This is a genomic window from Shewanella aestuarii (genome assembly GCF_011765625.1).
Lineage (GTDB): Bacteria > Pseudomonadota > Gammaproteobacteria > Enterobacterales > Shewanellaceae > Shewanella > Shewanella aestuarii_A.
Genome location: NZ_CP050313.1, coordinates 2,475,111 through 2,488,422, shown reverse-complemented (window position 1 = coordinate 2,488,422; position 13,312 = coordinate 2,475,111). Strand labels below are relative to the sequence as shown.

General features: G+C 40.4%; 11 protein-coding genes and 1 pseudogene. 7 read left to right on the top strand and 5 right to left on the bottom strand.

The window, feature by feature from the left end:
* Positions 1-70: 70 nt before the first annotated feature.
* Together HBH39_RS11075 and HBH39_RS11070 are read right to left on the bottom strand one after the other, a co-directional pair.
* On the bottom strand, positions 71-457 hold the full coding sequence (locus tag HBH39_RS11075; protein ID WP_167678245.1) for a DUF3301 domain-containing protein: 387 nt from the start codon (positions 455-457) through the stop codon (positions 71-73).
* Positions 454-1,467: a DUF3549 family protein gene (locus HBH39_RS11070; protein WP_167678243.1), complete on the bottom strand. Its 1,014-nt coding sequence runs from the start codon at positions 1,465-1,467 to the stop codon at positions 454-456. Before HBH39_RS11070 ends, HBH39_RS11075 begins: the two co-directional genes overlap by 4 nt.
* 95 nt (positions 1,468-1,562) lie before the next feature.
* Between HBH39_RS11070 and HBH39_RS11065 the strand changes: the two genes are divergently transcribed.
* From HBH39_RS11065 to HBH39_RS11040, 6 genes and pseudogenes are all read left to right on the top strand, one after another.
* On the top strand, positions 1,563-1,895 hold the full coding sequence (locus HBH39_RS11065) for a YqcC family protein (RefSeq protein WP_167678241.1): 333 nt from the start codon (positions 1,563-1,565) through the stop codon (positions 1,893-1,895).
* 81 nt (positions 1,896-1,976) lie between these two features.
* Positions 1,977-2,759, top strand: a complete 783-nt coding sequence (gene truC / locus HBH39_RS11060) for a tRNA pseudouridine(65) synthase TruC (RefSeq protein WP_167680056.1) — start codon at positions 1,977-1,979, stop codon at positions 2,757-2,759.
* A gap of 87 nt (positions 2,760-2,846) precedes the next feature.
* Complete coding sequence (locus HBH39_RS11055) at positions 2,847-3,302, top strand: flavodoxin (RefSeq protein ID WP_167678238.1); 456 nt, start codon at positions 2,847-2,849, stop codon at positions 3,300-3,302.
* Positions 3,303-3,343: 41 nt separating this feature from the next.
* Positions 3,344-4,773 (top strand): annotated as a pseudogene (locus tag HBH39_RS11050) (PTS transporter subunit EIIC).
* A 158-nt stretch (positions 4,774-4,931) separates the two neighbouring features.
* The gene (gene purU / locus HBH39_RS11045; protein WP_167678236.1) at positions 4,932-5,810 is read left to right on the top strand and encodes a formyltetrahydrofolate deformylase; all 879 of its coding nucleotides are present in this window, start codon (positions 4,932-4,934) and stop codon (positions 5,808-5,810) included.
* A gap of 123 nt (positions 5,811-5,933) precedes the next feature.
* The gene (locus tag HBH39_RS11040) at positions 5,934-7,859 is read left to right on the top strand and encodes an HD domain-containing phosphohydrolase (RefSeq protein WP_167678234.1); all 1,926 of its coding nucleotides are present in this window, start codon (positions 5,934-5,936) and stop codon (positions 7,857-7,859) included.
* Positions 7,860-7,947: 88 nt separating this feature from the next.
* Here the strand turns inward: HBH39_RS11040 and dapD are convergent, their stop codons facing one another.
* From dapD to map, 3 genes are read right to left on the bottom strand one after another with little or no spacing between them, the layout of a single operon-like run.
* Positions 7,948-8,772, bottom strand: a complete 825-nt coding sequence (gene dapD, locus HBH39_RS11035) for a 2,3,4,5-tetrahydropyridine-2,6-dicarboxylate N-succinyltransferase (RefSeq protein ID WP_167678232.1) — start codon at positions 8,770-8,772, stop codon at positions 7,948-7,950.
* A gap of 29 nt (positions 8,773-8,801) precedes the next feature.
* Positions 8,802-11,375, bottom strand: coding sequence for a bifunctional uridylyltransferase/uridylyl-removing protein GlnD (gene glnD / locus HBH39_RS11030; protein ID WP_167678229.1), 2,574 nt, complete (start codon positions 11,373-11,375; stop codon positions 8,802-8,804).
* Positions 11,376-11,393: 18 nt separating this feature from the next.
* On the bottom strand, positions 11,394-12,191 hold the full coding sequence (gene map, locus HBH39_RS11025) for a type I methionyl aminopeptidase (RefSeq protein ID WP_167678227.1): 798 nt from the start codon (positions 12,189-12,191) through the stop codon (positions 11,394-11,396).
* A gap of 361 nt (positions 12,192-12,552) precedes the next feature.
* Here map and rpsB point away from each other — a divergent pair, with 361 nt between their 5' ends.
* Complete coding sequence (rpsB, locus tag HBH39_RS11020) at positions 12,553-13,281, top strand: 30S ribosomal protein S2 (protein ID WP_167678225.1); 729 nt, start codon at positions 12,553-12,555, stop codon at positions 13,279-13,281.
* The last annotated feature ends 31 nt before the right edge of the window (positions 13,282-13,312 follow it).

Sequence of the window (13,312 nt, the reverse complement as noted above, 5' to 3'; positions counted from 1 at the left end):
CGCGACATTATGTCGCGGCCTTTCTTTTTGTATTGCTTTTTGATTTTCGTGATGATTTATATTTAATCGTTTAGTGGCATTTGCCTGAGTTGCAACTGCGGCTGGAACCACAACCACCGAATTTTCCTCTTGCTGTTGGGGCATCAGTCCACTCTGGTTCAGGAAATATTGGCCAGTCGATTTTACTTACCCTTTTGCCATGCATATTAATATGAGCTTTGTATTGATTCATGCCATCAGTGCTAAATTCAAACATGAATTTTGCTCGCCAGCATAAACCTGTATGGCCGCCAATACTAGGCCTAGCTGATTCCATGGCGACAGCTAATAATTGTACTTTTTGCTTGTTGCAGGCTTGTTCCGCCACCATACGGCTCAGTTCAGCCATTTGGCGTAGTTGCCAAAAGAAAGCTGCAACGACCACTAAAGCAACAATTAATAAAAAATCTGACATCATATGTTTGCAGCCTTAAATAAACCGCCAATGGCGAGAGATAATTGCGCACTGCGCTCAGGGTTTCGTAATTCTGCCAGCAGCAAATTTCGTAAACTTGGAATGGCCACCATATCAGCAAAAATTTGATTAAAGAACCCCTGGGGTTGCTTGGCTAGGGCTTCTAAATAAATTTTGCGAGTTACATCATCCTTTAATGCTAACCAATTACGGGCTGCAATAGTGATTAAAAGGTTGTCGTCTAATAATGCTTGCTCATCAAGCCGTTTAATTGCAAGACGGCTTAAATTGATATGCGAGGCAAATGCTTTTAAAAAAATACCTTTATGCGCTATTTCACTTTGCTCAAATAAGTCATACAAGACTTTAGCGAGGGCTTCATCAATCATCAAGTGTTCAAGGCATTCGCATAGTGCAGCTTGCACTTCAATGGGGGCTTTGGGTAAACAATTAATTAAGTCATTAAGATGATTAAAAGTGTTCATTCTTACACAGACATCAGCTAAACCTTGCAGTCCAAGATGTTGCCATTGATCTAAAGGCATTTGTCCAGAGACATATTGGGCTGCTGTTTCATACTGGCTGGATGCTTGTTGACCGAGTTGTAGTTTTACTAAGGCATTAAATACAGCCAGTTTATGTTGGCTAGGCTTGAAGCTAAAAGGATGATTAGCGAGTTGTTCTTGTTGATACTCAGTTAGCGGCTGAGTTGGATCGCGGCCTAGTGCTTCTAGGATCATTTTAATAAATTGCTGCCTTGGGGCCGGAGAAAGCAAACCTTGCTCATCTAATGGCAGTTTTATAAACCAAATATAGGGCTGTTGCTGCGTTTGCCAGAATACAATAGCAAAATGGGCATGCCCCTGAATCGGGTAAGGATAGGGGGTCGCTAAAGATTCAATTTGATGAAAGGCCATCATATCGATATTTTGCACACGTCGTCCTAAATCATAAACCTGAAATTGGGTGTTCGCTGTGCTAAGAAACTGGCTTAATGTGGTGATTTCAGTCATGGGCAACCGTTGTTAAAATAATTCAATATTGGGTGTTAGTGGAGGCTAATGTTATCATATTCAACCTTTGTCATAGGTATTGAGTCATATTTTTTATGATTTTTGATTTGAGCAAGTCCTTTTTAGTTAAATTAGAAAAACTGCTTAAGCAGCATCATTTGTGGTCACAACAACCACCTTCAGAGGTTGCGATGGCCAGTACCGCGCCGTTTGCATGTGATAGCATGAACTTTGAAGAATGGCTGCAGTTTATTTTCATACCCAAAATGACGTTGCTGATAGAGCATAAACAGCCGTTACCAGTAAACATGGCGATTGCACCGATGGCAAAGCATGTGTGGCTTTCAATCCCCGAACGCAATGACCTTATTGTTTTATTGACACAATTCGATCAACTGCTTGCCCAAAATCATAGAGTAAATGTCTAAATGACCGATTTAAATAATAAGTCACTTCAAGAATATGAGTTAACTCACGATCAAGATGCATTGTCAACTTCGTCAACGGCCATGTTAGTTGATGATGTTGAAATAGATGAGGTTGCGCCAGCGCTTGAAATCTTATTTGAAGATGAATATCTGGTGGCTATTCACAAGCCAGCCGGTTTATTGGTGCATCGCAGTTACCTTGTTCGAAAAGAGCGTTTTTTTGCCATGCAATTAACTAGAGATCTAGTTGGTTGTCATGTGTTTCCTGTGCATCGTCTAGATAGACCCACATCTGGCGTGTTGCTGTTTGCCAAAAATAGTGAATGTGCCCGTATGTTGTGTGAGCAGTTTGAGCAACATACTGTGCAGAAAAAATATTTAGCGCTCATTCGAGGTAATATGCATGATTCGGGTGAGCTCGATTATCCCTTAAAAGTTGAATTAGATGATGTTGCCGATAAATTTGCCGAGAAAAACAAAGCGGCGCAAGATGCCGTAACCGTTTATCAACCACTTCTAAATTGTGAAATACCATATAGTTCAGGTCGTTATCCGACGAGTCGTTTTGGGTTAATTAAACTCTCACCTAAAACCGGCCGTAAACATCAACTTAGACGTCATATGGCACATTTACGTCATCCCATTATTGGTGATACTACCCATGGCGACGGCAAACAGAATAAATTTGCTCGGGAGCACTTTGGCGTAAATCGTTTATGGTTAATCGCTAAAAGTTTGCAATTTACACACCCAGTGACTCAACAAGTGATGCATATTGAAACTGAACTTGAGCAAGAGTGGTTAGATTTATTTGAATTATTAGGTTGGCAATCTTTAGATCGCGAACCTAGCATAGAGATATAAGACTTTGATGGGATTAGTACTTGATAGAAAGTGATTAAGTACAGTATGTTAGCTTTAACGTTGTTTTTACATAATAAGGAATAATACGTGGCCAAGGTTAATATTGTTTATGGTACGGTTTATGGTGGAGCGCAGTTTACTGCTGAGACCTTAGCTGACAAAATTGCTGAACTTGAACATCAGGTTACCTTATATCAACCGGATGACTTATTAGGCTTTGTGCCTAGTGAAGAGGATATTCTGATTATTGTTTGTTCCACTACAGGTCAGGGTGATGTACCAGACGATGTTCAACCTTGGTTTTCTCAAATCAAATCAGTAGCTCCTTATTTACCTAAGCTTAAGTACAGTATTATTGGACTAGGCGATAGTTCTTATGAGAATTTTTGCGGTGCAGCCAATCAGTTTGACGAGTTGTTTACTGAACTCGGCGCGAAAAGCTTAACGCCTATGCTTAAAATCGATGCGGGCGAGACGATGGAGCCCGAACAAGAGGCGCTAAATTGGTTACCTTGTTGGCAAGCTGCCGTTAGTAGTCAGTAACCTTGTTAAACAAACGCATAAATGATTTTTTGCCTAATTCTATGACTCAACATTGGTTTCGTTTTGCGCAAAGACTAAGCCAAGCTTTACTGATCCCCATTGCCATTTTGCCAGCAGCGGGTGTTATGTTGGGGTTAAGTATTAACCCTTTGCCATTTGTACCCGCTTCTCTCAATTTAGTTTTTTCAACTGTGGGTCATCTTATTTTTACCATGATGCCATTGCTATTTGCTGTCGCAGTCGCGATTGGATTTTGTAAAGATCAAGGCTTAGCCGCTTTTACTGCTGTGTTTGGTTTTGGGGTATTTCTCTCAACGATGGGCGCAGTGAGTAACATATATGATTTACCTACTCGTTCGCTGTGGGGCATCGACACTATCGATACTGGTATTGCTGGTGGTATGTTGGTTGGGGCTATCACTTATTTAGCAGTTATGGCCAGTGGTTATATTAAACTGCCTGTTGTTTTTTCCTTTTTTGAAGGTCGGCGAAGTGCACCATTGATTGTGTTGCCATTATCTATGATGTTGGCGGCTATTTTAGCTTATGTATGGCCACCGTTAGCCGTTCAAATTGAACTGTTATCGAATTGGGCTGTTTATCAAGATCCTACTATTGCGTTTGCTATTTATGGTTTGGTTGAACGGTTATTAATCCCATTGGGCTTACATCATATTTGGAATGCGCCATTTTATCTTGAGTTTGGTTCTTTTTGGCACGATGGCCAGCTTGTGCGGGGTGAGATTGGTCGATATCTTGCTGGCGATCCTCAATCGGGAAACCTTGCTGGTGGTTATTTGATTAAAATGTGGGGGTTACCTGCTGCGGCCATAGCAATATGGCGCAGTGCAGATAAGTCTGAACGAAATCGGGTTGCTGGAGTTATGTTATCTGCAGGTATGGCCTGTTGGTTAACGGGGGTAACAGAGCCGATTGAGTTTGCATTCATGTTTGTTGCACCGCTCTTATTTGTGCTTCATGCCGTACTTACTGGTCTTGCTTACAGCATTTGTATCATGTTTGATGTACACCATAGTATTGTGTTTTCTCATGGTTTGGTTGATTTTAGCTTGTTGTTTTCTCAGTCGAAAAATACATATTGGTTTTTGTTGTTGGGCCCAATCACTGCGGTGATTTACTATAGTTTATTTAGACTGAGTATTATGGCGTTTAATTTAAAAACTCCAGGTAGGTTATTAGCCGATATCGAACAAGATGCCACTCCACAAAAGAAAGTCTTCTTAGCATTATTTCAGCGCTTGGCGGTCGCGACAATATTACAGAGTTGAGTGCTTGCTTTACTCGCTTGCGGATAAGTGTCAAAGATGCCAGCTTGATTGATAAACAACGTCTAAGTCGATTAGGGGTGAAAGGTGTGGTAGTGATAGGTAAGGGGGTGCAACTTGTTTATGGCACAAAAGCGGAAACATTAAGGCAACTGTTGCAAAAGTACCTTGATACCCGTCGTTAAATTACATTTATCGTAAAAATCATCCCTATTTATTGGCGGTTATTTAGCTTTGTCGACCAATTTTTCGTAATTTAATTCATATAAAGTTTAAAAGTTACCTGAAAATACGATTTACTGGCAGACTAAGTTTTATTAGCTTTATATTGGAGTCGCTTTTTATGTCGTTGTCGACAGCTGTTGTAAAAGATGCAGCACAATCAGTGCTTTCTCGTAAAATTCTTATTATTGATTGTGCCGATGCGCAAGGACTTATCGCTAAGATTACCGGGGTATGTTTTGCGCACCATCTTAATATCATTAAAAACACCGAGTTTGTTGATCATGCTCACGGCCGATTTTTCATGCGTACTGAGTTAGAAGGTACAATTAATGAAGTGGCATTTTTAGCTGAACTAAAGTCGGTATTACCAACACAAAATCATACTAAGCTTGTTGATGCTGGCAAAAAGCGAGTGGTGATTATGGTTACTAAAGAAGCGCATTGTCTTGGGGATTTATTGATGAAATCCTATTATGGTGGACTCAATGTAGAAATTGCCGCTGTCGTTGGTAATTATGATGTGCTGCAAAATTTAACCGAGAAGTTTGATATTCCATTTCACTATGTAAGTCATGAAGGTTTGAATCGTGAAGAACATGAACAAGCCATGCTTAACGTCATTACCCCTTATCAGCCTCACTATGTTGTTTTAGCTAAATTTATGCGGGTATTAACGCCTAACTTTGTGCAGCAATTTCCGGATCAAATCATCAATATTCATCATTCATTTTTGCCCGCCTTTATTGGTGCGTCGCCATATAAGCAAGCTTGGGAGCGAGGGGTGAAAATTATTGGTGCCACAGCACATTTTGTAAATAACTGTTTAGATGAAGGACCGATTATTAAACAAGATGTGATATCGGTTGATCATAGTTACAGTGCTGAAGAGTTAGCGCATCAAGGTCGTGATGTAGAAAAAAGTGTACTGAGTAAAGCACTACAACTTGTTTTGAATGAACAAGTTGTTGTGTACGGAAATAAAACCGTCGTTTTTTAACCTGACGAATTTAATATGACATTTTACAAAATGGAATGCATTTAATGTACTAAAGTTAAACTATCCAGAGAGTCATAACATACTCAATTTTAACTTAATTGACGCTTTATCAAGGATGTGTTTATGAATCGTCATCAAGCCAATTTTTTTTTGAAATCAAATGAGCTCCCCAAAGAGTTGGAATTATGTTGGGGAGTGGTAAATGATCGACTTGATTTAATAAAACTGAGTGAACCGCTCTATAAGTTAATCAATAAGCCTATTGCGAGTATTTTAAAGCAACCCTTATCTCGAAGTTTTTCTAGTTTAGATGTTGCTAAAATTGATCTCAAAAATCGTCATGCTCCTCAATACTTAAACTTTATCGATGATTACGGTCAAGGGTATAAAGTAACAATTTGTCCAATTGTGGACAGTGATCAACATTGGGCAATCCTAATGTCCCCTATCAATTTAGATGATAAATGGTTAATGGAGCTTCATCCGGACTATCAGTACGCATTACAAACAAGTGATGAGTGGTTGCAGCAAATTGAGGCGGTGTTGAGTGCTAAACCGAGTAAAGCTATCCAGACGTCTGTGCAACAAGCCACGATGTTGACTCAAAGTAATGTGGGTTATGTTCATATTTTCGATCAAAAAAACGAAAAAATACTGATGACAGCATGGAGTGATAATGCACATGAACACATAGCTATTAAACATAACCAAACGTATTCAGCTCATGAAGGGATCTGGGTTGAAGTGATTAAAACAGGTAAAGCGTTTATTCAAAATGAGCCTATTGTTGAGATTGATGGCAAGACGGCTTTGCAAGGTTATTTTCCTTTTAAGCGTCACTTATGTGTCCCGATATTCTATAGAGGTAAGCTTGTCGGATTGTTAGGCGTAGCAAACAGAGATAAGCCTTATACTCTTATTGATGCCAAGTCTTTAACAATTTATGCGACGATTTTATGGCATAGTATTGAGTTGCCTCGCACGTTGAGGGCAATGAATAAACAGTCGCATATTATAAAGTCACAACAAGAAAAAATGACTCACATTTTAGTGCAACTTGTTGGTGCTATTGCAGAGGCGCTAGAGCTCAAAGATGCTTATACCGCAGGACATCAAAAGTCTGTCGCTCAATTAAGTTGTTTAATAGGCGAAAGAATGGGGTTGGATGAAGATCGCTTAGAAGGCCTCAAATTGGGGGCTCTCATTCATGATATCGGTAAACTAGCTATACCAAGCCAGATTTTATCTAAACCCTCCAGATTGACTGAAACTGAGTTTGCATTAGTGAAACAACACTCCGTGCAAGGCGCGTTAATTGTTGACGAAGTCGAATTCCCATGGCCTATTAAGCAGATGATAAGACAGCATCATGAGCGATTAGATGGTAGTGGTTATCCTGATGGGTTGACTGCTGACGAGATAATTCTAGAAGCGAAAATTATTGCGGTAGCGGATGTTGCTGATTCAGTTCTTAGTCATCGGCCTTACAGAGCAGCATTAGGAATGGATGCGTTAACATCGATATTACTAGCCGGCCGTGATATAGAATTTGATGCTGAAGTGGTTGATTGCTGTTTAGACATACTATCCACAGATGAAATTAAAACGGAAGAAAGTATAGCGACATTAGCATTGCAGCCTGTGGTTTTTCTTGAAGAATATTACACGTTAGAGCATGCTGAAAGCTTACTGAAAAAAGCCAAAATGGATGTTGCTATTGTATTGTCGGAAAAAAGTCGCTTACCGATTGGCGTGATAGATAAACATATTATGGCTTTTTGGCACAGTCCTTTTCTTGATACCGCTGCAGAACGTTTGGTTGATCGCAATTTACTTAACAAGCGTGTTCATCAGGTGATGGAGCATAAATTTCAATGTGTGGCAGAAGACTCCACCTTATATGATGCAAAAGTGCTTATGGATAAAACCGAGCAAGGTTATTTGGTGGTGCAAAATGCCAATAATCAAGTTAGGGGAATAGTTACCTGGCAGATACTGGCCAACGCGTTAGCTGAAGAGCTTGAGCAAGAGCGAATGCATCATAGTTAACCTGAATTGCGCGTATAAAAAATGATTGAATTGTGGCAACAAAAAAGGCTCATATTGAGCCTTTTCACATTACGCTTGTTACAATCGATTAATCAACAATGCGTAACAATTCGTTGATGCCTACTTTACCGCGAGTTTTCGCATCGACCTTTTTAACGATGATGGCAGCATATAAGCTATAAGTTCCACATTTTGAAGGTAAGTTACCCGATACGACCACTGAGCCAGCAGGAACTCGGCCATAATGAATTTCACCGGTTTCACGGTCAAAAATACGCGTGCTTTGGCCGATATATACACCCATTGAAATAACACTGCCTTCTTCAACCACAACGCCTTCAACGATTTCGCTGCGTGCGCCAATGAAACAGTTATCTTCAATAATGGTTGGGCCAGCTTGTAATGGCTCTAAAACGCCACCAATGCCAACACCACCTGAAAGGTGCACATTTTTACCAATTTGGGCACATGAACCAACTGTTGCCCATGTATCAACCATAGTGCCTTCATCAACATAAGCTCCAAGGTTTACGTAAGATGGCATTAAAACGGTATTTTTACCGATAAATGAACCTTTGCGCACCGTTGCTGGGGGAACTACGCGAATTGCTTCTGATTTGAAGCGTGCTTCATCATAATCAGCAAACTTTTGTGGTACTTTATCAAAATACTTTGTGTCGCCACCGTCGATAACACCGTTGTCAAAAATACGGAAAGATAATAATACCGCTTTTTTCAACCATTGGTGAACATGCCATTGACCATCGATTTTTTCAGCAACACGTGCTTGACCTTTATCAAGCATGCTTATCACTGTCTCTACGTCAGCACGAACACTTGGTTCAACCGTGCTAGGGGTGATATTTTGACGTGCTTCAAATGCCGCCTCAATTCGTTGGCGTAATGCCTCCATGTAACTCTCCCAATGTCATATTAAATAAATTAACTAATTTGATTTAACGCCAAATGTAAAGCGTAAGATAAATGGTCTTGCTGTTCGTCATTAAGTGCATGACCGTCATGCGTTTGTAAGATGAAAAAATCTTCTGCTCGTTCACCGATAGTAGTAATTTTTGCTGCTAAAAGCACAATATCGCAACGGTACAAAATATCACCCACTTTGGCTAATAAACCGGGTGAATCCAGAGCGATAAGTTCCATCATACTGGTGTCTTGACGAATGCTCGGTAAAAAACTCACATGTGTTGGCACATTAAAGGGTTTCATAATCCGAGCGAGTTTTCTAAATTTTGGTAATTTAGGATTTTCACTGGCTAATGCTTTTTCCAGCGCCTTTCGAATGCTCTGTATGCGAGACAGTTGCACGATAGGTTCGCCATCTTGTTCTAAAATGACAAACGTGTCTAGTGCATAATTGTCAATTGATGTCATGATGTTGGCATCATGAACATTGATATTTTTGTTATCTAACACTGTCATAACAGTAGCAAACAATTTAGGCCGGTCTTTACTATAAACAAATAGTTCGGTTCCGCCTCGGGTTGTATGCTTTGAGATTAAGACCAGGGGATCATTATGGTTATGTTTAATGATCGCTTCACTGTGCCAAGCGACTTGATTAGGTTGGTGTCTTATAAAGTATTCCGGCTTAAATCTTGCCCATAAGGCGTGCATATCTTTCTCTTTGATACCACGACGCAAAAGCTCTTTTTTAGCTTTCGCTTGGGTTTCATCAACCCTGGCTTGTTCATCTATGGGTTTTTCTTTGCCGCGGGCAAGTACGCGTTGGGTAGAAAAATACAAATCTCTTAGTAATGAACCTTTCCAGTTATTCCATGTCTTTTCGTTGGTGGCACAAATATCGGCAACCGTTAAACAATATAGGTAACTTAAGTGCACGGCATCATGGACTTTATCAGCAAAATCAGCCACTACAGCAGGATCCGATATATCTCGGCGTTGGGCCGTGACTGACATCACTAAGTGATTTTCAACTAACCAAGCCACTAAGCGTCCATCGTGGTCATTTAACCCATGTAGTTTACAAAATTCGAGTGCGTCATTAGCGCCTAATTTGCTGTGATCACCACCACGGCCCTTAGCGATATCATGAAAAATCGCGCCCAGAACCAATAAGCCTTTTTTAGGTAATTGATTAATTAATACCGCGCCTAACGGAAACTCATCTTTTTGTTCGGCTTGAGAGAAACGCTCAATGTTAAGTAATAATCTATGCGTATGCTCGTCCACCGTATAAGCATGAAAGAGGTCAAATTGCATTTGGCCTTCAATGTTTCGCCAAGCGGGAAGGTACGAAGATAAAATCCCATGACGATGCATTAACGAGAAAGCACTAATACCTCGAGGGTGTTTGAGGATCTCCATAAACACTTTTCGACATGCTGGGTTATCTTGTAATGGTGCTTTTAGACTCCGCCGAGCATTACGAAGTAATCGAAGCGTTGGGGCGTAAACTGCTTCAATATTTGAGTTTTTAGCAACATGTAAAAATAATCGCAGAATTTCTTCGTTATTTTCTGCAAACAATGTGTCATCTAACACTTCAATATAACGACCACGGCGCTGATATTGTGAGTTGATCGGTCTAACTTCTAAGGCTTTTATGTGGCCTAATGTTGCGCGCTTAAATAATTGCAGCAACATTTGGTTAAGTTCCATTATCCGCCTTACCGTTCGGTAATAGCGCTTCATCATTTGCTCAACGGCTAACTGAGTCGCATCTTCATAACCGAGTAAGCTGGCGACTTGCCTTTGCAGGTCGAATAATAAACGGTTTTCATTTCGGTTAGCAGTGATATGCAAGGCAAAGCGGATTTCCCATAAGAAGTCTTGGCATTCAATAAGCTCTTCTAATTCACTCGCCTCTAAAAAATCATGCTCGACCAACTCTGATAAATTTGCCGCATCAAAATGGCGCATGGCTACCCACGCGATGGTTTGTATATCACGTAGACCACCAGGGCACGATTTAATATTCGGTTCTAAATCAAAGGCGCTAGCTTTGGAGTGACGTTGATTTTGCTCTTCCTTTTTACCTTTATAAAATTCAGCAGAAGGCCAAAAATCATCTTGTCGAATGCGCTGATATAATTGGTTGAATAAAGTGGCGTTACCGATTAAAAAACGAGCTTCAATCAAATTTGTGGCAATAGTTATATCTGCTTTACCTTGCTCTATTGTTTGCTCAACGGTACGAACACTATGGCCAATTTCAAGCCCAGCATCCCAAAGATAAGTGATAAAGTCACCAAGGCGGGTTTTGGTTTGCTCGCAAACGAGATCTGATTCAATCAGAAATAATAAATCAACATCTGAATGAGGCAGTAATTCACCGCGACCATAACCGCCTACCGCAATCAAGGTCATGGCAGTTTGGTCTAATTGGCAGTTATTCCAAGTGGTATTAAGTAGGTTATCAATGAATGAACTTCGTTGCTTAACAATATCGGCAATGGGATGTTTTGCCTGATATTGCTCAACTAAGCGCTGGTTAAGTTCAATTAAGGTGTTTTTGGCTGCCAGCGCTGTGTTCATTGATATCCTTATGTATATCTAAAAATTAATTATTCTGGGAAAATCTTCTTCTTCACGCAGGGTTAACACTTCGACACCGGTTTCGGTCACGAGTAAAGTGTGTTCCCATTGAGCTGAATTTTTACCATCTGAGGTGGTAACCGTCCAGTTGTCTTGTTTATCTAATACGGTGGTGTGGCGACCCGCATTAATCATTGGTTCGATAGTAAAACACATTCCGGGTTTAATCACAGTTTTGTCATTATTTTTATAATGAACAACCTGTGGTTCTTCATGAAATACTGCACCAATGCCGTGGCCACAATAATCTTGCACGATGGAGTACTTATCAAGTCCTGTTTTGCTTGCTTTGATGAATTTTTCGATAGTTGTGCCGATTTCGCCTAATTTTGCACCAGGTCGGACTTTTTTGATCGCCACATAAAGGCTTTCTTGGGCAATACGACACAAGCGTTTATCTTTTGCGCTGACGTCACCAATTAAAAACATCTTTGATGTATCACCGTGATAACCATCTTTGATCACTGTGATATCAATATTGAGTATGTCACCATCTTTTAAGATGTAATCAGATGGAATACCATGACAAATAACATTATTTACAGAAGTACAAATTGATTTTGGAAAACCATGGTAATTAAGTGGTGCTGAAATCGCGCCTTGTTCTTCTGTATATTTTGCACAAATCTCATTCAGTTCATTGGTTGTCACGCCAGCTTTAACATGTGGGGCAATCATTTCTAACACATCAGCGGCTAACTTTCCTGCAGCACGCATTTTGACAATTTCGTCGGCATTTTTGATGACAATACTCATGAATTTTCTCTTGGTTTTTAACGTTCAAAATAGACTCGCTTTTACTGACTAACCACAAGCAAAAGTTTGTGTTCAGTCGTCATTTATGGTATAAAGCGCGCCGTTGTGTATAAGTTTTGTTTTTGGTGTTTGCGATAAAAGTGCATGGGCAGTCTGTAAAACAGTCAATTCCATGGTTTTTACTGCAAATGGTCAAAATTTGCGGACATTATACATGGCAATTAACTTAAATACTAAATCACACACGTATCGACACATTTTTCGGGGTGCTCTGATAGTTTAACCACATTCATTAATGGTTAATTACAGGGTCGAATGATGGGATGCGTGGAGGTCTAACCCCTTAATTAAGGTAAAACTCATGACTACTGTTTCAATGCGCGACATGCTTCAAGCTGGTGTTCACTTCGGTCACCAAACACGTTACTGGAATCCAAAGATGAAGCCTTTCATCTTCGGTGCTCGTAACGGTGTACACATCATCAACCTTGAGCACACTGTACCAATGTTCAACGAAGCTTTAGCTTTCATTAGCAACGTTGCTTCTAAGAAAGGTAAAGTATTATTCGTAGGTACTAAGCGCGCTGCTGGCGAAGCTATCAAAGAAGCTGCAATTTCTTGTGAACAGTACTACGTTGACCACCGCTGGTTAGGCGGTATGTTAACTAACTGGAAAACTGTTCGTCAGTCAATCAAGCGTCTTAAAGAGCTAGAAAGTCAATCTGTAGATGGTACTTTCGACAAGCTTACTAAGAAAGAAGCGCTAATGCGTTCACGCGAATTAGACAAGTTAGAAAAGTCTTTAGGCGGGATCAAAAACATGGGCGGCTTACCTGACGTATTATTCGTTATCGGTGCTGACCATGAGCATATCGCTATCAAAGAAGCAAACAACCTAGGTATCCCAGTTGTTGCAGTTGTTGATACTAACTCTGCTCCAGACGGTGTTAACTACATCGTTCCTGGTAACGACGATGCGATGCGTGCTATCCGTTTGTACACTACTTCTGCTGCAGCAGCTGCTAACGCTGGCCGTGGTCAAGATTTAGCTGTTCAAGCTGAGCAAGACGGTTTCGTAGAAACTGTTTAATAAGGCGAGATGGTTAACCATCCCCTTATTT